Raw genomic sequence first — 21,222 nt, 5'->3', positions numbered from 1 at the left:
CCCGGACGGACAACCGAAAGGACGAACCGAAGGCATGAACTGGTGAGGGAGAACACGACGCGGTCAGCCGTCCTGCCGGTGGCGCCGACCAGGGGGCGGCTGCGGCCGCTCGGTCTCGACGAGGTCCGGATCACCGGCGGCTTCTGGGCCCGGCGCCGGCACATCAACGCGTCCGCCACACTCGGACACTGCCGCGACTGGATGGAACGCGTCGGCTGGATCGGCAACTTCGGGGCCGCCGCCGAGGGCCGGATCCACCGGGACCGGCGCGGCCGCGAGTTCACCGACGCCGACGTCTACAAGCTGCTCGAAGCCATGGCCTGGCAGGCCGGGCACGGTGCGGCCGGCTCGCTCGACGCGGAGATCGCCGCACTCACCGCGGTCATCGCACCTGCCCAGGAACCGGACGGCTACCTGAACACGGCCTTCGGCCGCCCCGGACAGCAGCCCCGCTACAGCGATCTCGAATGGGGCCACGAGCTGTACTGCTACGGGTACTTGATCCAGGCGGGCGTGGCCCAGACCCGGGCCCGGGGCGAGGGCGAGCTGGCGAAGATCGCCCGGCGGGCCGCCGACCACGTGTGCGCCGGCTTCGGCCCGGGCGGCATCGAGGGCGTCTGCGGCCATCCGCAGATCGAGACGGCCCTGGTGGAGCTGGCCCGGCTGACGGGGGAGCAGCGCTACCTCGACCAGGCCGCGCTGTTCGTCGACCGCCGCGGCCACGGCACGCTCGCCGACAGCGAGTTCGGCCGCGCCTACTACCAGGACGACCTGCCGGTCCGTCGCGCCACGGTGCTGCGCGGACACGCCGTCCGCGCCCTCTACCTCGCGGCCGGCGCCGTCGACGTGGCCGTGGAGACGGGGGACGACGCCCTGCTCGCCGCGGTCGTACGGCAGTGGGAGGCCACGGTCGCCCGGCGGACCTATCTGACCGGCGGCATGGGCTCGCACCACCGGGACGAGTCGTTCGGCGACGACTTCGTGCTGCCGCCGGACCGTGCGTATGCGGAGACCTGCGCCGGCGTCGCCTCCGTGATGCTCAGCTGGCGGCTGCTGCTGGCCACCGGCGAGCCCCGCTTCGCCGACCTGGCCGAGCGGACGCTGTTCAACGTGGTCGCCACCTCCCCCTCCGAGGACGGCCGAGCCTTCTTCTACGCCAACACCCTGCACCGGCGCCGCCTTGGCACCCCGCCCCGCGCGGACGCCGAGAGTCCGCGCGCCGAATCCAGCCTGCGCGCACCCTGGTTCGCGGTGTCCTGCTGCCCCACCAACGTGGCGCGGACCCTGGCCCAGCTGCCCGCCTATCTGGCGACGGCGGACGACCACGGCGTGCAGCTGCACCAGTACGCCGACGCGGAGATCGCCACCTGTCTCGCCGGCGGCCACCGGGTCGCGCTGCGGATCCGTACCGACTATCCGTACGGCGGGAACGTCGCCGTACGCATCGACCGCTCCCCGGACCGTCCGTGGACCCTGTCGCTGCGCGTGCCCGCCTGGACGGCCGGCGCCACCGCGTGGCTGGCCGACCCGGACGGTGCACGCCGCGCCGTCGCCCCAGGAACGGCCGAGGTCACCCGCACCTTCCGGCCCGGTGACGACATACGGCTCGAACTGCCGGTGGCGCCGCTCTGGATCTCCGCCGATCCGCGCATCGACGCGGTACGGGGCACGGCGGCCGTCCAGCGCGGACCGCTCGTGTACTGCGCCGAGTCGGTGGACCTGCCCGGCGGACACGAAGTCGACGCGATACGGGTGGACCCGTCCGCCGAGCCGGTGGACGGACCGGGCGGCAACGGCGGCACGGTTGTCCTCGCCGGGGAACTCGCCACCCACGCCGAAGAGCGCGACGCGGCCTGGCCGTACCAGCCGCTCGCCCGTCCCCCCGCGGCGACTGCCGACCGCACCGGGATCGTCCTGGTGCCCTACCACTCGTGGGCGAACCGCGGTCCCTCGACGATGCGGGTGTGGCTGCCCACCGCAGAACCGGACCGCCCCGCGGAACCAGACCACTTCGCAGTCCCGGGCCGCCCCGCCGACTCCGACAACACCGCCACAGGGAGGTAGACCTGCACAGACCGCGAAGACGCCACCACCGAAGAACCCTGGCCGCAGTACTGGCTCTTGGGCTGCTGACCGCGCTCGCTGCGACAGCGCCGGCCGAGGCGGACAACTCGGCCATCGGCTACCCGGTGTACCCAACCGCGCCCGCGGCGACGGCCTGACCTTCCTCGATGTGCTCTGGGAACAGGCACCCTTCACCACCTCGGGCCGTTTCGTCCGGGCGGTGCGTGCCCTTGCCGACAGGTGGCTGTCCGAGGTGTTGTTCACGCGCACCGAGCGGGACCATGTGGTCGCCGCCGCGGTGGGAGCGAACCTGAAGGGCTGAGCCCGCAGCCGGGGGCACACCGCCGGGGTCCTCTCCGGGGAGGTAGCCGTACACGGACGCCGGCCCGCCGCGCGCCCGGGAAGCACCCGCGCAGACGGATGCGGGACGGGAGGCTTACGCGGGCGGCTGTGCGCGGGCGATGAGCAGGGCCACGTCGTCGTGGTTGTCGGGGTGGTGCAGGGTGCTCAGGAGGAGGTCGCAGACGTCTTCCAGGGGGCGAGTGGGGTCGTGGAGGAGGCTCAGGAACGTGTTCAGGCGTTCGTCGAGGTCGTGTTGGCGCGTTTCGACGAGTCCGTCGGTGTAGAACACGAGCTGGTCGCCCGGAGCGAGGTCGACGGTGGTCGTGGAGAAGGCTACGCCGCCCACGCCCAGCGGCACGCCGGTGGGCAGGTCGAGCAGTTCCGGAGGGTGGCCGGCGCGGATGCGGGCCGGCGGAAGATGTCCGGCGTTGGCGATCCGGCACTGCCCCTGATGGGGGTCGTAGACGGCGTAGACACAGGTGGCGATGGACTGGTCCAGGCCCCCGGCGGTCTTGTCGAGGTGTGCGAGGAGCCGGGCGGGATCGAGGTCGAGCGAGGCCAGGGTGCTGGTCGCGGTGCGCAGACGGCCCATGGTGGCGGCGGCGTTGATGCCGCTGCCCATCACGTCCCCCACGACGAGCGCGGTCTTGTCGCCGTCCAGGGGGACGACGTCGAACCAGTCGCCGCCGACTTCCCCGGCGGCTCCCGCGGGCTGGTAGCGGGAGGCGACCTCGAGCCCGGTGGCCACGTGCGGGTAGCTGGGCAGCAGGCTGCGCTGCAGGGTGATGGCGGTGTTGCGAGCGTTCTGGTACCAGCGGGCGTTGTCGATCTGCACGGCCGCGCGGGCGGCCAGCTCCCGGGCCAGCAGGAGGTCGTCGTTGCTGAAGGACAGCGGGTTGCGGGTCCGTTTGAGCTCGAGGGCGCCCAGTACTTCGCCGCGTGCGATCAGCGGCACCGTCAGGTACGAGTGGACGCCGGCCCGGGCCAGGAGTACGGCTGCCGGAGGATCGTGGGCGATGCGGAGCAGGTCCCCGTCCTTCACCTGCGGCACCATGACCGGGCGGCCCGTCCGTATGCACCGGGTGACGAGGCGATCGGAGTCGTATCGGGTGACCCGTCCGGGCGGTTCGGCCCCGTGCAGGGCGTCGGTGGCGGCGTGATCGGCCTGGACGGCCAGCGTGCGGATCAGTGTCGGCTCCGTGGGGCCGAGGTCGCTGCGGCGGCCTTCCACCACCGCCTCGAGCAGATCGACGGCCGCGATGTCGGCGAGTTCCGGCACAGCGACGTCGGCCAGTTCACGGGCGGTGCGGTCCAGCTCCAGCGTGGTGCCGATACGGGAGGAGGCGTCGGCGATGACGGAAAGGCGCCGCCGTGCGGCCTCCGCCTCGATGGTCGAGCGATATCGCTCGGTGACGTCGACGACCGAAGCGGCGACACCCAGCACGGCTCCCAGGGCGTCCTCGAGCCGGTAGAAGGAGATCGACCAGGCGTGATCCTCGTCCGGATCGGCCGGGGTCCGGCCGACGGTGGGCTGGTCGACGAGGGGGAGGCCGGTGTCGAGCACCTGGCGCGCCGCGGACTCGATGGCGTCGACGTCCAGGAACGGCAGGGCCTCGCGGATCGTCCGGCCGATGTGTTCCGCGGCGGGGATGCCGTTGATCCGCTCGAGGGCCGGGTTGACCGACACGTACCGCAGGTCGCTGTCCAGGACCGCCAGCCCGATCGGGGACTGCGAGACCATCCCCACGGACAGTGCGACATCCCGCTCCAGGCGGTGCACGGTCGACTGATCGGCCGCGAGCCCCAGGGCGTAGACGTCACCCTGGTCGTCCAGGAGCCGCATGTTCCGGAATTCCACCAGGCGCGTGGTGCCGTCCTTGCGCCGGACGGGAAAGCCTCCGGCCCAGCTCCGACCGGTGTCCATGACGTCGGCGAACAGCTTGACGACCAGATCGACGTGCTGCTCGTGCACCATCAGCCGGGCCGCGTACTGGCCCAGCGCCTCTTGTGCGGTGTAGCCGAACAGCTCCTCGGCCTGCGGGCTCCACAACACGACATGCCCGCGGGCGTCCAGCACGACCGAGGCCACGCCCAGCACATCGAGCAGCCCGCTCGGCTGCAGCGGTCCGCCGACCGGCCCGTCACCCTCGGCCACGGGAGTTCCGGCTGCGCTCATCGCAGGCACCGCCTTCGGCCATCCACGCGGCACGTCATCCCCTGTGCCGACTGTCCCCTGTTCTACCGTGCTCACCGTTTCCTCCGGCGCCATCCTCGTCCGGTCTTCACCATCTCCCAACACGGCAGTGGTTGTCCGGCGAAGGCGCCACGGAGGCACCGGCGAGATCGCAGCGAGACCGCGCGGTCACGCACCGCAGCCGTGGCAGCGGTTACCGACGCGGCGACCGGGTGACAGACGGTATCGACTCCTGCGCGGGATCGACAGTCGTGGCCTATCAGTCCTTTCGCGCCTGCTGCGCTCAGAAGGCGATGGTCAGGGTTGCCCAGACCGCGTTGCCGCCGGTGAGCGCCGAGCGGTGGACTCCCCAGGTGTCCGCGATGTGCTGCACGAGGAGCAGTCCGCGGCCGCCCTCGTCGTCCGGGCCCGGATCGCGGCGGGGCAGACCGCGGCCCGTGCGGTCGTGGTCGTGCACCTCGAGGCGGAGGCGTCTGTCGGTGATGAGCCCGATGCCGCACAGAATCCGCGCGCTGACCGTGTGCAGTACGGCGTTCGTGGCCAGCTCGGACAGGAGCAGGACGGCGTCCGCGCGTAACTCCCCGGGCAGGCGCCACGCCGTGAGTCGCTCGCCCATGGCGGTGCGGGCGACTTTGACGCTGGTCCGGTGGGCCGGGAGTTCGAGCCAGTGAGCTCTGTCCGGGCTCGTGGACTCCAAGGAGTGGGGGGAGGGAGTCGTGTGGGGGGACACGGTGGTTGCCTTCCAACGGGGAGGAGCGCTGGGGGAGTTGGGGATCGCGACCAGTGGCTCCGCCGGGTGGGGGTGTTCCGGCGGCTTACGGTTCTCCGAACGCCTTGGTGCGCCAACTCCACGGGATGTGACGGGTGTTGACGGGCGGTGCGCGTGCGTTCGGTGGGATCGCTCACACAAGTAACTATGCTCGCAGCTGCGTTCACGCTGCAACTGCCTCCCTGATAATTTCAGGAAGGCAGTATCCGCCTGGTGGCATCAGCAAGTCGCTGTCAGACTCGTACTGGTGACGGTTCGTCAGGAGGTAGGGCGTGAGCGAAGGTCGTTCGGGCGTCGGCACCAGTGCACCCACGGTGCTCCGCATGATCCTGGGCAAGCGGCTGCAGGAGCTGCGGCAAGGCGCGGGAGTGTCGCTGGAGGACGCGGCGAAGGCCCTGCACGTCAAGCCGCTGACCATCCGCCGCCTGGAGAAGGCGGAAGTCGCCCTCAAGACCCTCTACGTCGAGAAGCTGCTGCAGACCTACGGGGCCGCGCAGCAGGAGATCGACGAGTTCATCACCCTGGCCGAGCGGGCCAACGAGCCCGGCTGGTGGCACGCCTACCGTGCCGTACTGCCCGAGTGGTTCAGCGCCTACGTGAGCCTGGAGACCGGCGCCAAGACCCTGCGCACCTATGAGCCGCACTACGTCACCGGGCTGCTCCAGACGTACGCGTACGCGTCCGCCGTGCTGCGCGGAGGTTTCCCCAACGACAGCGACGCGGACTTGGAGCGGCGAGTCGATCTGCGGCTGCGGCGCCAGAGCCTGCTGGAGAGACCCGACGCGCCCACGCTGTGGGTCGTGATGGAGGAGACCGTACTGCACCGGGTGGTGGGCGGCGCCGAGGTGATGCGGGAGCAGATCGACCGGCTCCTGGAGGTCTCGGAACTGGACCACGTGAGCGTCGATGTCGTGCCGTTCGCCGCGGGGGCACATGTCGGCGCCTGCGCCCCCTTCACCTACTTCCGGTTCGAGGAGCGGGAGCTGCCGGACATCGTCTACAGCGAGATCCTCTCCGCCTCGGTGTATCTGGATCAGCGTTCCGATGTCTCGGCCCATCTCGAGGCGCACAACCGGATGTCCCTGCTGACCTCGTCCGCGGACAGCAAGGCGATCTTGAACCGCATGCGCAAGGAGTACTCATGACCATCGCCGACGGCAGTGTGTACAACGGGATGCCCGCGTCGGAGCTCGGCGAGCTGGGCTGGGAGCGTCCGTGGAGCGGTCCCAACGGGGGGCAGTGCGTGGAGGCGAAGCAACTCGCCGACGGCCGCGTGGCGTTGCGGCAGTCGGCCGATCCCGCCGGCCCCGCACTGATCTACACGCCGGAGGAGATCGCCGCGTTCATCGCGGGGGTCAAGCAGGGCCTCGCCGATCATCTGACGGCCTGCTGAACCACACACACGAGCGGGAAGACTTCGAGCCGGCCCTGGCTGCGACCTGCCCGGCACATCGACGCACACCACTGAAAGGAACCGCATGACCACCCCCCACGCCGCGCGAGACATCGACACCAGCAGGCCGCACTCCGCCCGCATGTACGACTACTACCTGGGCGGCAAGGACCACTTCGAGATCGACAAGCAGGCGGCCGAGACGGTCGCGGCGGCCTATCCCGGAATCTTCGTGTGCGCCCGGGAGAACCGCGCCTTCATGCACCGGGCCACCCGGGTCCTCGCCCGGGAGCACGGGATCCGCCAGTGGCTCGACATCGGCACCGGCATCCCCACCGAGCCGAACCTGCATCAGGTCGCCCAGGCCGTGGTCCCGGAGGCCAAGGTGGTCTACGCCGACAACGACCCCCTCGTCCTCAAGTACGCCGAGCGGTTGATGCGCAGCACGCCCCAGGGGCGCACGACATACATCGAAGCGGACGTCAATGAGCCCGAATCACTCCTGGACGCCCCCGAGTTGGCCGAGGTTCTGAATCTGAGCCGGCCCGTGGCGCTGTCCCTGAACGCCCTCATGCACTTCGTCACCGACGCCCAGGACCCGTACGGGCTCGTCGGCCGCCTGCTGGACGCCCTCCCCTCGGGCAGCGCCCTGGCCCTGAGCCACTGCACGCCCGACTTCGACCCGCCCACCTGGGAGAAGGTCACCGAGATCTACACCAACGCCGGTACGCCCGTGCAGTTCCGCTCCCAGAAGGACGTCGCCCGCTTCTTCAACGGGCTCGACCTGCTCGACCCCGGCATCACCGTCGGCCACCGCTGGCGCCCCGACTCCCCGCACGACGCCGCCGCGACCCAGCAGCCCACGGACGCAGAGGTCAGCCTGTGGACCGGGGTGGGCATCAAGCCCTAGCCGATACCCCCGCCCTGCTCAGGACTGGTAGGGCTGCTGCTGCGGCTGCCCGTACGCCTGACCGCCGTGGCCGCTCGCGCCCTGCGCCTGCAGCTGCTCGGCCTGCTCCTTGGTCACCTTCTGCTCCGCACCGCAGAAGGTGCACTGCGTTACGTACTTGGTCGAGAACGGGAACAGCGGCACGAAGAACAGCGTGAACTTCGTGACACGCTTCCTGAGCGTGTGCGCGGAGGGGTTACCGCACTGGCCGCACAGCAGCGTCAGTATCGCGAGCTGGTACACGTATCCCTTGGTGCCAAAGATGATCATGTTGGTTCCTCCCGGATCGGCGCCTGTCGGCACAGTACCGGCGAGCGCCGAGGCGCGCTCACAGAGACCAGTCTCCTGCACGCCGATGCGCACGGCGGACGGGTGGCCGTGGCGCTGTACGGCGACGGGAGCTGTCAGGCTGTCCCTGACGTGGGTGAGGTGTCAGGGATAGCCTGAGGCATGACCGATGCCGCAAACGACTCCTCCGCTTCGGCCGCGCACGAGCTCCGCAGGCTGTCTCCCCGCGACGAGTCCCGCGTGGCCCTGGCCCTGACGCTCCGTCAACTGGCCGACGCCGTCCTCGATGCCGTGCCGGTCGAGCCGGATCCCGCGCCCGGCGACCTGCTCCGCGCGGCCCTGCGGTTGCAGCGCCGCGCGGAGGAAGTGGTGCGTGAGGCGGTGGTCGCCGAACGTGAGCGCGGCACCACGTGGTACCAGATCGGCGAGGCCGCCGGCATGACTCGGCAGTCCGCCCACGAGAGGTGGTACGGCGACGTCCATGCCTGGGCGGCCACCGGGCGCAGCGCCCTGCCGCCGGACTTGAAGACGCTCGACGTGGCGGCGGAGGCGGATGCCCGGTATGCCAGGCTGCGCCCGGACCGGCCGCACGCGATCACGTCGGGCCTGGACGCGGTCCGCTTCCCCGGCTCGCACGCGTACGAGGCCAGTCTGCGTGCCCGCGGCTCGGCTCTGCACACCCGTCGTACGGAGCTGGACGCGCAGGCCAAGAAGCTGAACGACGAGTACAGCGCGCTGCATGCCCAGGGCCCCGCGGCGCCCTCGTCCGTCGTCGGCGACACCTTCGTGATGCTCGCCGCACATCGCGGGCACGCGAATGCGGTGCGCGCCAACCGGCTCGCCCTCGCGGCGGTGCACGACGAGATCGCCTCCGTCTACGACCAGCTCGTCACCGCCGAGCCCTCCCTGGCAGAGGAGCACGGCATCCAGTCCGAATGGCACCGCAACGCGTCCGAGCGGACCCGCGGCTATGTCGACCTCCTGAACGGCGAGGAGAGCTAGGCCCTGACAGGTGAGGGCTCGGGCCAACTCCCTTGCCGGGCTCGGATGCCGGGCTCAGAACGGCCCTGGTTCATCACTGGGTCACTGGTTGGCCAGGGACTCGAAGTGGTCGCGTTGCGCGGGGTAGTAGTCGTCGAAGCTCGGTGCTTCGGTGCCGTTGCGTGCGGCGACGAGCATGTCGAGGTAGTACTCCCAGCCCGGGCCGGTCTCGCCGATTCCCTTCGTGGTCGTGAGGTGCTGCACCAGTTGGAGTTCCGTCGTCCCGGCCGACTCCGACAGCCGCAGCTCCATGTGCCAGTCGCCCGCTTCGTCGGACATGGAGACGGCCAGGCGCCGCGGAGGCTCACACGCGTCGATCTGGAGCTCGCACCAGGGCGCTCCTTCCTCGTACGTCATCTGGGCCCGGATGGTGCGACCGGGCGCGGCGTCGCCTTCCCAGGGGCCGAACCAGCGTGCCGTGCGCTCAGATTCGGTGACGCTGGCCCAGACGTCGTCGATGGGCGCACGGAAGGTGCGGGTCAGAATCAGGTCGTTGCCGTCGGTGGTGGGCATGAGCCGGGCGGTGGGTAGTGGTTTCACGCGGTCTCCTCCGTACGTTCTCCGTGGGGTGCCGTGCGGCGCGTGGACCGCTCACGGCGGGTGCGACGGACCTCGGTCTCGAGGGCGTCCAGGCGGTGATCCCAGTCGGCCGGCGCGCGGATCAGCGCGATCCACTCGGCGAGTTCTGTCAGAGCTGCTGCGTCGAGCCTGTACATCCGGCGTCTGCCGGCGAGCTCGTCGCGGACCAGACCGCACTCCCGCAGCACACGCAGGTGACGGCTGATCGCCGGACGGCTGATGGTGAAGCGATGCGCGATCTCGCCCGCCGTGAGTGTGGTGCCGCGCAGCATGAGGAGGATGTCCCGGCGCACGGGATCCGCGATCGCGCTGGCCACCTCGTCCATGACTGGAAGCGTAACCCATAGGTTACGGATTTTGGATGCCGGGTGGCGTTCGCTCTGCCGGCCGCGGCGGGTCGGGGAGGCGCGGGGCCGGCAGACGCGTGCGGAGACCGCCCCCAAGGAGGCCGGCGCCGGCCCCCTGCCGTTCGGGGTGCGGCGCCCTCCTGGGCGAGCGGCCTCGCTATGCCGCGCGGTTCTTGAGGGCCACCGCGCCGAACTGCGGGACCGCGGTGGGGGAGGAACCGGGTTCGGGGCGCCATCGCGCACACGAGACGAGGCCCGGGTCGAGGAGGTCCAGGCCGTCGAAGAAGGCGGTGATCTCCGTGCGGGTGCGGGCGGTGACCGGCGGGGTGGCGTTCTCGTTCCAGAACCGCATGGCCGGGATATTGCCTTCGCCGCCGAGCTCGGCATCGGTGGTCGGATGTGTGAGGACCAGATAACTGCCGGGCGCCACCGCCGCCATGAGTCGATGCACGATGTCCTGCGCCTGACGGGTGTCCAGGACGAAGTTGAGGATGCCCAGCATCATGACCGCGACGGGCCGGCCCAGGTCGAGGGTCGCCGTGGCGCGCTGGACGATGTCGTCCGGGTGGTGGACGTCGGCATCCAGGTAGTCGGTGGCCCCCTCCCGGCTGCTGGTCAGCAGGGTCCGGGCATGAGCGAGCACGAGGGGGTCGTGGTCGACGTACACGATCCGTGACGCGGGCGCGATCCGCTGGGCGATCTCGTGCGTGTTGTCCACGGCCGGCAACCCGCTGCCGACGTCCAGGAACTGCCGTACCCCGCGATCGGCTGCCAGGTGCCGGACCGCACGGCCGAGGAAGTCACGGTCCGCGCGGGCCACATCCCGGATCACCGGGAACATACCGGCGACCTGTTCACCGACCGCCTGGTCGGCCGCGAAGTGGTCCGTCCCGCCGATCCAGTAGTTCCAGACCCGGGCATTGTGCGCCACCCCGGTATCCAGCCTCTCCGAACCACCCGCAGGAACCTGGCCCTCACCCATGCGCTCTTCTCCTCCCCGGACAACGCCTGGAGCGCCCTGGACGCATCAGGCGCCACAGCGGCACCACACCGTCGCGGCCATTGTGCCGCCCGTTGATCACCACGTCCCGGGATTGCGCCGGTCGGCCCGTCTGCGCGTCGGTACATCAACCGCTGGCAACATTGGCGTGGCATCGCCACCCGCTACGAGAAGACCGCGGCCAACCGCGGTCATCCGGCTTGGAGGAACTCCCGGGCGCCACGCAGCCGTGTACGTACACGCCCCTGTGTGGCACTGCTGTCGAGGCGGACATCGAGGGCCCCGGGCATGCGGGTGTCGGCTCGGCGCCCGGCATGCAGCCGGGTCGCGTCGAGTCCGTCGCGTCGGGCGATGAGAACGCCGAGTTCGTGACGGCTGAGGGGGTCCGCTCCGGCGAGGTGGAACATCCCGGCCTGGTCGGACCCTGCGAGTTCCCGAAGAGCGGAGGCCAGGTCTTCGACATGCACCGGGCAGCGGATGTCGTCGGTGAACAGGACGCCGTCGTGTGGGTCGGCAGCCAGGCCGTGGACCATGCGCTCGTGCACGGATCCGCCGTGCCCGATGATCAATGAGGTGCGCGCGACCGCGGCGGCCGGCGCCAGGAGCCGCACAGCGGTCTCGGCGGCCGCCTTCGCCGCGCCGTACGGGGTGACAGGGTCGGGCAGGCAGGTCTCGTCATAGTGAATCCGGGAACCGGAGAACACGGCGTCGCTGGAGACGTGGACCAGACGGCAACCGCGTTCTGTCGCGGCCGTCGCCACGCGGATCGAGCCGTCGGCGGTGACCGCCCAGTCGCTGTGTCCGCTCGTCGCGTTGATGACCGCACTGGGATCAACCGCGGCCAGTACCTCGTCGACGTGCCCGGGGGTGCGAAGGTCGAGCCGGTACCACGAGGCTCCGGGAATGCTGCTGGGGCGGGAACAGTACGTCGCGGCCGTCTCCCAGCCCGCAGCCGTCGCCTGGCGCACAAGTTCCGTCCCCAGGAACCCGCTGCCGCCGATGATCAGGACCCTCATGGCGCCCTACGGTAGGGCAGCCCAGTTCCGCTCGGGCGCCGGTTGCCCAGGTATGAGCACAGCAAGGCGGGACGCTCTGGGCCGCCTACGCCCCGGCCGCCTACAGGCCAACGCGCGACACCTGATTCGTGATGTCCAGGTCAGGTGACCGGCGCTGCGTCCTGCGCGGCGGCGATTGCCTGAGCGGCCCGTGCGGCTTGGGCCGCTATGCCCGGAATGCTGGAGGTGATGAACGGACCGCCGCCGGCGAAGTCCCCGACCACGTGCAGACGCGGGTCAGCCGGGACCAGACCGCCGGAGGGGTGAAGCCCGGCCGAGCCGTCGGCCAGCAGGGACGTGACCAGGTGCCCGGCCGCGCGTGGTATCGCTCGCGGTGGCGGATTCACGGCGTTGACGACGACGTCGGCAGTGCGTTCGCCGTCGTCGCTGCGCACCTGGAACAGCCCGTTCGCCGCCTCGATCTTGCGGACGCCCGCGGCGACGGCGAGTTGTCCGCAGTCCAACAGCCGCATCAGGATGGAGGCGTTCACCGGGACCATCGGTGAGGCGACGCTGGTCGCCGTGCGGAAATGACGCCGCAGTCGCACGCGGTCGGGCTCGGGCAGCAGCCGCCACGCGTACGGGCCAACGGTGTGCGCTGCCACCTGGAGGACCCGGCGGCCGATCCGGGAGTCGTCGACAGCGGCCAGTTGCGCCCGCAACCGCCGGACCGGCTCGTCGGTCTCGGTCGCCAGCAGTTCGGCCGCGAAGGCTTCGAAGTCCTCGCCCGTCTCCGCCAGTTCGGCGCGCAGCAACCCGATGAGGTCCTCCAGCGTGACGACACCGTGCTCCCGGTGCAGCGCCGCCATCCGCTCGGCGGTCAGGTGCTGCGGCCGGTGGCCGACCGGGCGCTGCCAGACGTGGGGCAGTACTCCGCTGCGGGACAGCAGCGTGATCTGCCCGGTGTGCCCGCGCGCGGCGAGCGACACGACGACGTCGACCGCGGTCAGACCGCTCCCGATGACCGCGACGTCGCTGCCGGGCGGAACCTGATCGAGCGTGCGTGCCAGCGGGTACGGATCGCCCACGAATCCGGGGGCTCGTCCGAGACCATAGTGGTCTTGCGGCGTCCCCCCGCCCACGCACAGGGCCACCTGGTCGGCATCGTGCGCCCGTCCGTCCTCGGTGCGGAGCGACCAGCGGGACCCGGACCGGGCCGCCCCGGTGACGCGGGCGGTGACGATGCGCACCCGCCAGCCGTCGTCGCGCAGGGTGGCCAACGCCGCCTCGGCGGTGTGCGCCAGGTACTCGCCGTAGAGCGCACGCGGAACCAGCGGCTGGCCCAGCAGTTCGTCGAGGTGGGCAGCGCCTCGCGTGCCCAGCCAGGCCGCGTAGTGCCCGAAGTCCAGGTGGCGGATCGACATGATGGCCGGTGGCGAGTTGACCAGCACCGTGTCCAGGTCAGGGCCGTACGGGCGGCCTCGCCAAAGATCCGGGGACGGCTCGAACACCGTGATGTCGCCCGGCCTTTCGGCGGTGGCCGCCAGTGCGTCCAGCAGGCCGACCGCGGCAGCGCCCGCTCCGACGATTGCGATGTCCATGTTGTTTTCGGTTTCCCTTCGCGTTCCAGGTCGCCACCGACAGGGGCCGGGGCCTTTCCGAGCCTCGCCGCCGCCAGAGCCGTGCCCCATCCCCTGCGAGCGGTGACCGGCCGGGAATCGACCCCCTCAAACGAGGGGTTGGCGCAGCACAGGAGACCGGGCAGGCTGGCCGGCATCCAGACCACAGGAGGCATCTCCATGTCCGATGCGCGCCGCCACGCCGAGGTGCTGTCAGGTGCGGAGCGGGCCACCGACACACGCGAACTCTTCAGCCGCACGTCCGCCAAACTGCGGCGGCTCATGCCGTTCGACTCGGCCGTATGGGCGGCCACCGACCCGGAGACCGGCCTCATCACCGCGCCGATGCTGGTGGAGAACCTCGGCTCCCGCGAACGCTGCGCCGCCTACTGGGAAAGCGAACTCCTGGAGGAGAACGTCGTCCCGTTTCGGGACCTTGCCCGCGCCGCCGTCCCGGCGGCCGGCTTGCGCGCCGCCACCGGCGGCCTGCCCGCGCGCAGCGCGCGCTTCCGTCGGCTGCTCGACAGCCAGGGCGTGGACGACGAGCTACGGGCCGTGCTGCGGATCGGTGACCGGCCATGGGCCGTCGTGAGTCTTTTCCGTATGCGCGGTGGCGCCCCGTTCGGCCCGGCCGAGACCGCGCTGCTCGCCGGTCTGTCCGGTCCGCTGGCCGCGCGGTTGCGCCGGTTCGCCCGCCCGTCCGCGGCAGGCGGCGGAGTCGACGCAACCACGCCCGGACTGGTGCTCTTCGATCCCTCCGGCGAGGCGACATCGATCAACGAGGAGGCGCGACAGCACCTCTTGCGGCTCCCTGACGGACCCTCAATCCCCTCTCAACTCGGCCTGAGGCTGCCGATCTGGGTGGTCGCCACAGCGCTGCAGGCGCGGGCGATCGCCCGGGGCCGCGACCGGGGTGGCGCGAGGGCGCGTATCCGAACCGTCGACGGCCGCTGGTTGACCTGCCACGCCTCCTGTCTCAGCGGCCCCGCCGGGCGACCTGGTCCAGTCGCACTCGTCATCGAGCCGGCGGCCGCCGCCGATCTGGCGGTCCTCATCGCCGAGGCCTACGGCCTGACGCCGCGCGAGCTGGAGATCACCCAGCTCGTCACGCGTGGGCTGCCCACCACCGAGATCGCCACAACGCTGTTCATCTCCCCACACACCGTGCGCGACCATCTCAAGGCCGTCTTCGGCAAGGTGGAGGTCTCCAGCCGGGGCGAACTCGTCGCGCGGCTGTTCGCCGAGCACGCCCGGCCCGCGGCCCCAAAGACAGCCCCAGTTCGCGTCTCCCGGCGCATGGGCCGCTCCGACGCACCACCAGATGCCCGCGCTTCGTAGGCCCGGTGCACTGGCGGGCCGGCTGCCGGAACTTGATGGTCAGCGAGGCAGCGCCCGCCAGAGAGCCTCTACCACCCCCGAAGCGGTGTGCGAGCGCCGGTAGACCTGACTGCCACCACTAGGGCCAGTTGATCGGCGTGCCGGCTGCGTGGTCGCCGAGCCAGATGATGCGTTGCGGTTCCTTGAAGTGGCTGATGTCCGCGCAGGGGCCCTCGGGTTCCTTGTCGGCGGTCTGGAAGTGGCGTGTCGTCCAGCCGTCGAGGTCGTGCCGTGCCAGGAGCCGGCCGATGACCTTCCTGAGCTCGGCGTGGGGGATGCAGGTGCGATCGGCGAAGTGCGATGCGAGGTCGGTGCGCAGCAGCGAGAGGCTCAGCTGCTCCTGGGTGGGCCCGCGGTAGGGGTCCGCGTGGTGGCGGGCGCACTGGTCGCGGCCTCCGGGGTAGACCTTGATGGACCCCTGTGCGGAGCTGTCGACGCAGGCGGTGAGTGCGTCGGGCGCCGACTGGCCGAAGAACTCGCTCCATTGCCGCCGGCAGGTGTCCACAGGATCACCGGTGGCGGGATCGAAGTTCATGACGGCATCACCGTTACTGGGACCGACGCAGGTCAGCCCGGTCGAGTCGAGGGTATGGCCCTTGCCGTCACCGGCCACCCACGCGTACGTTCCCGCGGTCGCGCCGGCCACCGTCAGCGCGACGGCCGGAACCAGGACCAGAATGCGCCTGCGGCGCTTCCGCGTCGCGCGGCGCACACGCGCGAGAATCCCCGCCGCGGTCGGCGAACCGGGATCGGTTGCCGCCCCATCGCGTACCGGATCACTGTCCCGGAGCATCCGCTCGAGTGTGTCATCGCTCAGCATGGTTCTTCTCCTTCGTCAGATCCGGGTGGAAGCCCGCCGCGGTCAAGTGCTGGCGCAGCCGTTGTCTGGCCCGGTGCAGGCGGGTGTCGACCGCACCGACGGAGATGCCCAGCACGGTCGCGATGTCCTGGCGGGACAGGTCGTCCCAGTAAGCCAGGCGCAGCAGCTCCCGGTCGGCGTCCGATACCTGCGCCAGAGCCGCCGCGAGGCCGTCACCGGCGTCATTCGGGGCGTCGGCGGGCGGCGGATCCGGATCGGCCCGTTCAGCCACCCGCCGCAGCAGCCGTGCCCAACGGCGCTGACTGCGGGCCTGGTTGGCCAGCACCAGGCGGGCGATGCCCAGTAACCACAGCACCGCCTCCTCGTCCCCGGCGGGCAGACGCCGCCGGCGGCGCCAGGCCACCGCATACACCTCGGCCACCGCGTCGTGCGCCGCCGCCTCGCCCGTCCGGCGCAGGCAGTACGCCATCACCCGGCGGAAGGTCTGCCGGAACAACAGCTCCAGCCGTTCACTGCGTTCATCCGCGTCCATGCCCAGCAATGTCCACCACCGCCCGATCCCTTACTCCTCCTGCACCACCATTCCGGTCCCGGCCCCAACTCGGCCTTCAACTCGGGCCCCTGACCGCGTCCATGGGCCGACCATCCCCGGCAACGGCCGGTCGGGGTGACGGTGTTTCAGAACACGTAAGGTTTCGAGAGGGGCGGGCTGTCACTGATGGGTATCCCTGGCGAGAGGTATCCTGACGCCCGAAATCCCAGAGTCTGGGTGGGCAGGTAGCGGCTTCCCCGCCCACTGGCGTCGCGGCCGGGTGCCTCAAACTGTGACCAGATGACGGCCGATAGGTATCCAGGGGACGACGTGGGGTTTGCTGAGCAACTGGTCACGGTGGGCGCGGTCTTGGCGGGTGCCGCGGGGTCCTACCTCACTACTCGGCTGACAGAGCGGGATCGGTTCGAGCGCGACCTTCGCGTCCGGTGGGACGCGCACCGCCTCGACTCCTACGTCGCCTACGTCGCGGCGGTCAAACGCGTCTATAGATGCACACAGCAGGTGTTTACCCCGCAATGGGACGACAGTGATCCGGCGACCCGTGATGCTCTGCTGGCCGAGATGAGGGCGGCCGAGGGTGATCGGTCGCACGCCTTTGAGCAGGTGATGTTGCTGGGCGACGCCGCGACCGTGCAGGCTGCCCACGATCTCAATGACCGGCTGTGGAGGGTGGAACGGCCGGCCCGGGGCGTTGAGGAGATCACCGAGGAAATGTGGCACGAACGCGCCGGCGAGTGGCTGATCGCCCTCAACAACTTCCACACGCATGCTCGGCAGAGTCTGGGCATAGCGGGGGAGTCCGCCCGGCGTGATGTGGTGCCGTCGGCTCGCTCAGACGCGGAGCAGTGACCGAAGGACACCGAGATCCCGTTGTCCCGGGCGAGTTGGACAAGGCGGCTGCCCTCGACGAACCATCGCAGCACGAGGACGCCTTGCCTGAAGGAAAGCAACCTTCGTGGCCTTCGCAGACCTGCTCCTGGCAGGGATTCGCCCATGTCTGACACCGGGTCACCTGGGCTCGCGCGGCCCCGGCCCCACGCGCGTCACGCACCGCAACCGATACGTCGCCGAGAAGACGTCACTGGCACGAACCGCAGAACACCTTGCCTCGCCCGCCGCCGATTCGGCCAGGCGGACGGCCGCAGTCTGCCGATCTCCGCCAGCCGTGTGAATGATGGCGGGGTGGGCAGCCGAAGCCGCCCCCGAGTGGGCGATGAGTTCCGGCCGGGCGACGGGTCTGCCCTCACAAGACGCGGATGAAGGACAGGAGAGGGAAGCATGGGGACGTACGTTCAGCTCGGCGACGTGAGGACCTGGTACGACGAACACGGTGAGGGCGAGCCGCTGGTGCTCATGCACGGCGGTCTGGTCGACGCCCGGTTCTTCGAGCCGAATCTCGGCCCACTGGCCGAGCACTTCCACGTCTACACCCCCGAGCGCCGCGGGCACGGCCATACCCCGGACGTACCCGGGCCGATCACCTACCAGCTCATGGCCGACGACACGATCGCCTTCCTGGAGACGGTCGTTGGCCGGCCCGCTGATCTGGTCGGGCACAGCGACGGGGCGTTCGTGGCGATGCTGGTGGCCATGCAGCGGCCCGAGCTGGTCGATCGCCTGGTCATGATCAGCGGCGGCTTCAGCAAGGAGGGCGAGGCGGTGCCGGACGCCGAGTGGGACGTCGACCAGATCTTCGACTTTCTCGGCCCCTCCTACGGCGAGGTGTCACCCGATGGCATCGACCACTTCAAGGTGGTCGCCACGAAGATCGGCGAGATGGCCGCACGCGAGCCGCACCTGAAGGCCTCCGACCTGGCCGCCGTGACGCAGCGCTCGCTCGTGATGTTCTCGGACGACGACCTGGTGACGATGCACCACGTGGTGGAGATGTACGAGGCGCTGCCGAACGCCGAACTCGCCGTCGTCCCCGGTACCTCGCACTTCCTCACCCAGGAGAAGCCTGCCCTGGTCAACGCACTCGTCCTGGACTTCCTCACCAACGAACCGGTCCCCACCGTCGCGGCCATCCGCCGCGCGACGGACGACCAGACCGGCTGACCCGGCCACCGCGGGCCGGTTCCGCGCACTTTCCAACCGATGGCCGATGCAGTCGCCGGGGCGTGAAGTCGGCTTGAAGGAGCGGGGGATGTCACTGCTGCTTGGCATCATGAGCGCCGTGCATGCGATTGATGCTTCAGACGGCTCTGACCAGCTTCTTCGTACCCGGCTGACGAATCTGCTGGAGAGAGTCTGCCCCTGGGACGAGCAGGAGCGCGTACATCTCGCCGCGGCAGCGGAGTGGATCGCCGGCGGAGCTCCGCTGTATCGGGTGGAGAAGCCCGATGTCCCGGACGTCCACCTGGTCAGCTACTTCGTGGTCCTCGACGAGAACCACGGGGAGCTCCTGCTGGTGGCCCACCGGAAGGCCGGCCTGTGGCTTCCCAGCGGCGGCCACGTCGAGCCGAGGGAGGACCCGTGGGAGACGGTGGTGCGTGAGTGCCGCGAGGAACTGTGTACCGAGGCTGTCCCGTCGACGGTCGCCGGCAAGGAGCCGTTCTTCGTGACCGTCACGCAAACACGCGGGCAGGGACGGCACACCGACGTGTCGCTGTGGTACGTCCTGCAGTCAGACGTCGGCGGCATCACTTCCTTCGACGAGGAGGAATTTGAGGCGATCAAGTGGCTGTCGCTGCCGCAGGTCCTCGCCGAACCCGAGGACACTCTCGATCCCCACATGCACCGGTTCACCCGCAAACTCATGGCCGCCCGTGTCGGCGTTTAGCCATGTAGGTGTCAAGCCCGCCCATGTGCCTCCTGCGAGCGTCGCGACAGGGAGTCGATGAGTACCGCGGCGAAGAGCACCCCGCCCGTGATGATGAACTGGACCGCAGTGGGGGTGTCGGTGATCGCCATGCCTGAGGCGATCGACTGGATGATCAGAATGCCGAGCACCGCGGACCAGGTGGTGCCGCGTCCTCCGAACAGGCTGGTGCCACCGATGACCGCTGCCGCGATGGCATTGAGCAGCAGGACGCCCGAGCCCGATCCCTGGCTCACCGAGGTGATGCGCGAGGCCAGGAACAGGCCGCCGACCGCGGCCATGGTGCCCGAGACCGCGAGCACCGCGGTCTGCACCCGCGTCACACTGAGGCTGGCGCGACGGGCCGCCTCGACGCTGCCGCCGAGTGCGTAGACCTGCCGTCCGTAGTGCGTGCGGCGGAGCACGATGTCGAGGCCGGCCACCACCACCAGGAAGATCAGGAGGGCGAGCGGCAGACCCTGGAACCGGTTGAGCACGAACGCGGTGACGAACGCGATCACGGCCAGTACTCCCGTGCGTACCGCGATGCCCTGAAGCGAGCGGTGCGGCATTCCGGCGGCCTCGCGGCGCCGCATGTCCTGGTAGGACACGAGGAAGACCGTGCCCGCGCCGACCGCCGCCAGGCCGTAGGCGGCGCCGTCATTGGTGAAGTAATAGCTGGTCAGCTTGGCGACGAGGCCGTTCTCGTCGAGGTTGACGGTGCCGCTGGTGCCGAGGATGTAGAGCATGATGCCGTTCCAGGTGAGCAGCCCCGCGAGGGTGACGACGAACGCCGGTACCCGGGTCTTGGCGCAGGAGTAGCCCTGGACGGTTCCCGCCGCGGTGCCCGCGAGCACCGCGATGATGAGAGCGAGCCATTCCGGCACGCCGTTGTTCACGTTCAGAACGGCGAAAACAGCCGCGGCCAGGCCGCTGATCGAGCCGACCGACAGGTCGAGCTCACCGATCAACAGCACGAAGACGATGCCGACCGCGATGAGGCCCGTACCCACGATGTCCACGCTGAGGTTGGACAGGTTCCTGGGGGAGAGGAAGTTCTCGTTGAGGGACTGGAAGATGATCCAGACTGCGGCGAGGACGAGGACGACGGGCAGTGAGCCCAGTTCACCGGCACTCAGCCTGTGCCGGAAGTGGGTGACCCCGTCCTCCACGGCACGGGCGACGGCCCGCCCGCGGTGCGGCTGACGGGTCTCGGCGTCCGGCGCGGTGGGTTCGGCCTGCGTTTTGTCCGCCATGTTGTGCATCCCTTTCACCACCCCGCCTCCTGGGAGGCCATCCGGCGGGGCACGTTTTCCGTGGCGCCGGTGACGGAGGAGATGATCTGCTCCTGAGACGCGGTGTTCACGTCGAAGAAGCCGTTGTTGCGACCGAGCCGCAGCACAGCGGCGCGGTCCGCGAGAGCTTTGATATCGCCCATGTTGTGGCTGATGAGCAGCACTCCCAGGCCGCGGTCACGCAGCCGATCGACCAGATCCAGGACCTCGCTGGTCTGCTCGAATCCCAGTGCCGCGGTCGGTTCGTCCAGGAGGAGGACGCGTGGGTCGCCGAGGAGCGAGCGGGCGATCGCGACCGTCTGCCGCTGGCCGCTGGACAGTGAGACGACGGGGGCACGCAGATCGGGGATGCCTCTGGTCAGGCGCTCCAACAGGTGTCTGGTGCGGCGCTCCATCTCCATCTCGTCGAGGAACCCGAACCTGCGGATCTCTCGTCCGAGAAACAGATTGCCGACGACGTCGAGGTTCCCGCACAGCGCCAGGTCCTGGTACACGGTGGCGATGCCGAGGTCGCGGGCGTCATGGGGGCGCCTGATCTGGACGGTCCGGCCCTCCCACTCGATGGCGCCCTTGTCCGCGGGGGCGACGCCGGAGATCACCTTGACCAGGGTGGACTTGCCGGCCCCGTTGTCGCCTAGAAGCGCGACGACCTGGCCGGCGTGAATCTCCAACTCGATGTCCGTGAGGACCTCGACGACGCCGAACCGCTTGCACACGCCGTGCAGCGCCAGCAAGGGGGGAGTCGGCACGAGAACCATCTCCTTCCCGGGAGCCCGGACCTGGCCGGAACGGGAACC

The 21,222-nt window shown here is 70.2% G+C and carries 22 protein-coding genes and 1 pseudogene; 10 read left to right on the top strand and 13 right to left on the bottom strand.

Going from position 1 to position 21,222, the window contains the following annotated elements:
* The first annotated feature begins 42 nt into the window (after positions 1–42).
* Together GAS53_RS24810 and GAS53_RS24805 are read left to right on the top strand one after the other, a co-directional pair.
* Positions 43–2,064 (top strand): glycoside hydrolase family 127 protein, encoded by a 2,022-nt coding sequence (locus GAS53_RS24810; RefSeq protein ID WP_151479916.1) that lies wholly within the window; start codon positions 43–45, stop codon positions 2,062–2,064.
* 169 nt (positions 2,065–2,233) lie between these two features.
* Entirely contained in the window at positions 2,234–2,386 is a 153-nt protein-coding gene (locus tag GAS53_RS24805; protein ID WP_225859062.1) for a hypothetical protein, read from the top strand.
* A gap of 114 nt (positions 2,387–2,500) precedes the next feature.
* Here the strand turns inward: GAS53_RS24805 and GAS53_RS24800 are convergent, their stop codons facing one another.
* Both GAS53_RS24800 and GAS53_RS24795 read right to left on the bottom strand, forming a co-directional pair.
* On the bottom strand, positions 2,501–4,582 hold the full coding sequence (locus tag GAS53_RS24800) for a SpoIIE family protein phosphatase (protein WP_151479915.1): 2,082 nt from the start codon (positions 4,580–4,582) through the stop codon (positions 2,501–2,503).
* A 301-nt stretch (positions 4,583–4,883) separates the two neighbouring features.
* A complete protein-coding gene (locus tag GAS53_RS24795) occupies positions 4,884–5,330 on the bottom strand; it encodes an ATP-binding protein (RefSeq protein ID WP_151479914.1) in 447 nt (148 codons plus the stop codon).
* Between the two features lie 311 nt (positions 5,331–5,641).
* On the opposite strand from GAS53_RS24795, the gene GAS53_RS24790 reads away from it, so the two are divergent.
* From GAS53_RS24790 to GAS53_RS24780, 3 genes are all read left to right on the top strand, one after another.
* Entirely contained in the window at positions 5,642–6,514 is an 873-nt protein-coding gene (locus tag GAS53_RS24790; RefSeq protein ID WP_151479913.1) for a helix-turn-helix domain-containing protein, read from the top strand.
* Complete coding sequence (locus GAS53_RS24785) at positions 6,511–6,762, top strand: DUF397 domain-containing protein (protein WP_151479912.1); 252 nt, start codon at positions 6,511–6,513, stop codon at positions 6,760–6,762. The genes GAS53_RS24790 and GAS53_RS24785 overlap by 4 nt, the downstream gene beginning before the upstream one ends.
* 85 nt (positions 6,763–6,847) lie before the next feature.
* Positions 6,848–7,672, top strand: coding sequence for an SAM-dependent methyltransferase (locus GAS53_RS24780; protein ID WP_151479911.1), 825 nt, complete (start codon positions 6,848–6,850; stop codon positions 7,670–7,672).
* Between the two features lie 18 nt (positions 7,673–7,690).
* Here the strand turns inward: GAS53_RS24780 and GAS53_RS24775 are convergent, their stop codons facing one another.
* Complete coding sequence (locus tag GAS53_RS24775; protein WP_151479910.1) at positions 7,691–7,981, bottom strand: zinc-ribbon domain-containing protein; 291 nt, start codon at positions 7,979–7,981, stop codon at positions 7,691–7,693.
* Between the two features lie 180 nt (positions 7,982–8,161).
* Between GAS53_RS24775 and GAS53_RS56480 the strand changes: the two genes are divergently transcribed.
* Positions 8,162–9,001 (top strand): hypothetical protein, encoded by an 840-nt coding sequence (locus GAS53_RS56480; RefSeq protein ID WP_225859061.1) that lies wholly within the window; start codon positions 8,162–8,164, stop codon positions 8,999–9,001.
* Positions 9,002–9,082: 81 nt separating this feature from the next.
* Here the strand turns inward: GAS53_RS56480 and GAS53_RS24765 are convergent, their stop codons facing one another.
* From GAS53_RS24765 to GAS53_RS24745, 5 genes are all read right to left on the bottom strand, one after another.
* Complete coding sequence (locus GAS53_RS24765) at positions 9,083–9,580, bottom strand: SRPBCC family protein (RefSeq protein ID WP_151479909.1); 498 nt, start codon at positions 9,578–9,580, stop codon at positions 9,083–9,085.
* Positions 9,577–9,945 (bottom strand): metalloregulator ArsR/SmtB family transcription factor, encoded by a 369-nt coding sequence (locus GAS53_RS24760; RefSeq protein ID WP_151479908.1) that lies wholly within the window; start codon positions 9,943–9,945, stop codon positions 9,577–9,579. Before GAS53_RS24760 ends, GAS53_RS24765 begins: the two co-directional genes overlap by 4 nt.
* Before the next feature lie 178 nt (positions 9,946–10,123).
* Entirely contained in the window at positions 10,124–10,948 is an 825-nt protein-coding gene (locus tag GAS53_RS24755) for an SAM-dependent methyltransferase (RefSeq protein WP_151479907.1), read from the bottom strand.
* Positions 10,949–11,157: 209 nt separating this feature from the next.
* Positions 11,158–11,982 (bottom strand): SDR family oxidoreductase, encoded by an 825-nt coding sequence (locus GAS53_RS24750; RefSeq protein WP_151479906.1) that lies wholly within the window; start codon positions 11,980–11,982, stop codon positions 11,158–11,160.
* A 140-nt stretch (positions 11,983–12,122) separates the two neighbouring features.
* On the bottom strand, positions 12,123–13,562 hold the full coding sequence (locus tag GAS53_RS24745; protein WP_151479905.1) for an FAD/NAD(P)-binding protein: 1,440 nt from the start codon (positions 13,560–13,562) through the stop codon (positions 12,123–12,125).
* A gap of 198 nt (positions 13,563–13,760) precedes the next feature.
* Here GAS53_RS24745 and GAS53_RS24740 point away from each other — a divergent pair, with 198 nt between their 5' ends.
* Positions 13,761–14,918, top strand: coding sequence for a helix-turn-helix domain-containing protein (locus GAS53_RS24740; protein WP_151479904.1), 1,158 nt, complete (start codon positions 13,761–13,763; stop codon positions 14,916–14,918).
* 118 nt (positions 14,919–15,036) lie between these two features.
* On the opposite strand, the gene GAS53_RS24735 is transcribed toward GAS53_RS24740, so the two are convergent.
* Entirely contained in the window at positions 15,037–15,777 is a 741-nt protein-coding gene (locus tag GAS53_RS24735; RefSeq protein ID WP_151479903.1) for a hypothetical protein, read from the bottom strand.
* Positions 15,764–16,309, bottom strand: a complete 546-nt coding sequence (locus GAS53_RS24730; RefSeq protein ID WP_151479902.1) for an RNA polymerase sigma factor — start codon at positions 16,307–16,309, stop codon at positions 15,764–15,766. Before GAS53_RS24730 ends, GAS53_RS24735 begins: the two co-directional genes overlap by 14 nt.
* A gap of 300 nt (positions 16,310–16,609) precedes the next feature.
* On the opposite strand from GAS53_RS24730, the gene GAS53_RS55295 reads away from it, so the two are divergent.
* A complete protein-coding gene (locus GAS53_RS55295) occupies positions 16,610–17,179 on the top strand; it encodes a hypothetical protein (protein ID WP_192583263.1) in 570 nt (189 codons plus the stop codon).
* A gap of 5 nt (positions 17,180–17,184) precedes the next feature.
* On the opposite strand, the pseudogene GAS53_RS56475 reads toward GAS53_RS55295, so the two are convergent.
* Positions 17,185–17,304 (bottom strand): annotated as a pseudogene (locus tag GAS53_RS56475) (IS5/IS1182 family transposase); the annotation flags it as partial.
* 304 nt (positions 17,305–17,608) lie between these two features.
* On the opposite strand from GAS53_RS56475, the gene GAS53_RS24720 reads away from it, so the two are divergent.
* On the top strand, positions 17,609–18,388 hold the full coding sequence (locus GAS53_RS24720; protein WP_151479901.1) for an alpha/beta fold hydrolase: 780 nt from the start codon (positions 17,609–17,611) through the stop codon (positions 18,386–18,388).
* Between the two features lie 88 nt (positions 18,389–18,476).
* On the top strand, positions 18,477–19,112 hold the full coding sequence (locus GAS53_RS24715; protein ID WP_225859060.1) for an NUDIX domain-containing protein: 636 nt from the start codon (positions 18,477–18,479) through the stop codon (positions 19,110–19,112).
* Between the two features lie 11 nt (positions 19,113–19,123).
* Here the strand turns inward: GAS53_RS24715 and GAS53_RS24710 are convergent, their stop codons facing one another.
* Together GAS53_RS24710 and GAS53_RS24705 are read right to left on the bottom strand one after the other, a co-directional pair.
* Entirely contained in the window at positions 19,124–20,386 is a 1,263-nt protein-coding gene (locus GAS53_RS24710) for a sugar ABC transporter permease (RefSeq protein ID WP_404829281.1), read from the bottom strand.
* 14 nt (positions 20,387–20,400) lie between these two features.
* The gene (locus GAS53_RS24705) at positions 20,401–21,183 is read right to left on the bottom strand and encodes an ATP-binding cassette domain-containing protein (RefSeq protein WP_151479900.1); all 783 of its coding nucleotides are present in this window, start codon (positions 21,181–21,183) and stop codon (positions 20,401–20,403) included.
* Positions 21,184–21,222: the final 39 nt, after the last annotated feature.

It is taken from the genome of Streptomyces albicerus (assembly GCF_008905045.1).
Taxonomy (GTDB): Bacteria; Actinomycetota; Actinomycetes; order Streptomycetales; family Streptomycetaceae; genus Streptomyces; species Streptomyces albicerus.
This window is presented reverse-complemented; position numbering and strand designations above follow the sequence as displayed.

What these genes read in the sequence shown, in the direction of transcription:
- GAS53_RS24745 (WP_151479905.1), bottom strand. Translation starts at nt 13,562, where the DNA reads ATGGACATCGCAATCGTCGGAGCGGGCGCTGCCGCGGTCGGCCTGCTG.
- GAS53_RS24735 (WP_151479903.1), bottom strand. Translation starts at nt 15,777, where the DNA reads ATGCTGAGCGATGACACACTCGAGCGGATGCTCCGGGACAGTGATCCG.
- GAS53_RS56480 (WP_225859061.1), top strand. Translation starts at nt 8,162, where the DNA reads ATGACCGATGCCGCAAACGACTCCTCCGCTTCGGCCGCGCACGAGCTC.
- GAS53_RS24740 (WP_151479904.1), top strand. Translation starts at nt 13,761, where the DNA reads ATGTCCGATGCGCGCCGCCACGCCGAGGTGCTGTCAGGTGCGGAGCGG.
- GAS53_RS24715 (WP_225859060.1), top strand. Translation starts at nt 18,477, where the DNA reads ATGTCACTGCTGCTTGGCATCATGAGCGCCGTGCATGCGATTGATGCT.
- GAS53_RS24720 (WP_151479901.1), top strand. Translation starts at nt 17,609, where the DNA reads ATGGGGACGTACGTTCAGCTCGGCGACGTGAGGACCTGGTACGACGAA.
- GAS53_RS24775 (WP_151479910.1), bottom strand. Translation starts at nt 7,981, where the DNA reads ATGATCATCTTTGGCACCAAGGGATACGTGTACCAGCTCGCGATACTG.
- GAS53_RS55295 (WP_192583263.1), top strand. Translation starts at nt 16,610, where the DNA reads ATGACGGCCGATAGGTATCCAGGGGACGACGTGGGGTTTGCTGAGCAA.
- GAS53_RS24710 (WP_404829281.1), bottom strand. Translation starts at nt 20,386, where the DNA reads ATGGCGGACAAAACGCAGGCCGAACCCACCGCGCCGGACGCCGAGACC.
- GAS53_RS24780 (WP_151479911.1), top strand. Translation starts at nt 6,848, where the DNA reads ATGACCACCCCCCACGCCGCGCGAGACATCGACACCAGCAGGCCGCAC.
- GAS53_RS24750 (WP_151479906.1), bottom strand. Translation starts at nt 11,982, where the DNA reads ATGAGGGTCCTGATCATCGGCGGCAGCGGGTTCCTGGGGACGGAACTT.
- GAS53_RS24755 (WP_151479907.1), bottom strand. Translation starts at nt 10,948, where the DNA reads ATGGGTGAGGGCCAGGTTCCTGCGGGTGGTTCGGAGAGGCTGGATACC.
- GAS53_RS24800 (WP_151479915.1), bottom strand. Translation starts at nt 4,582, where the DNA reads ATGAGCGCAGCCGGAACTCCCGTGGCCGAGGGTGACGGGCCGGTCGGC.
- GAS53_RS24785 (WP_151479912.1), top strand. Translation starts at nt 6,511, where the DNA reads ATGACCATCGCCGACGGCAGTGTGTACAACGGGATGCCCGCGTCGGAG.
- GAS53_RS24760 (WP_151479908.1), bottom strand. Translation starts at nt 9,945, where the DNA reads ATGGACGAGGTGGCCAGCGCGATCGCGGATCCCGTGCGCCGGGACATC.
- GAS53_RS24730 (WP_151479902.1), bottom strand. Translation starts at nt 16,309, where the DNA reads ATGGACGCGGATGAACGCAGTGAACGGCTGGAGCTGTTGTTCCGGCAG.
- GAS53_RS24705 (WP_151479900.1), bottom strand. Translation starts at nt 21,183, where the DNA reads ATGGTTCTCGTGCCGACTCCCCCCTTGCTGGCGCTGCACGGCGTGTGC.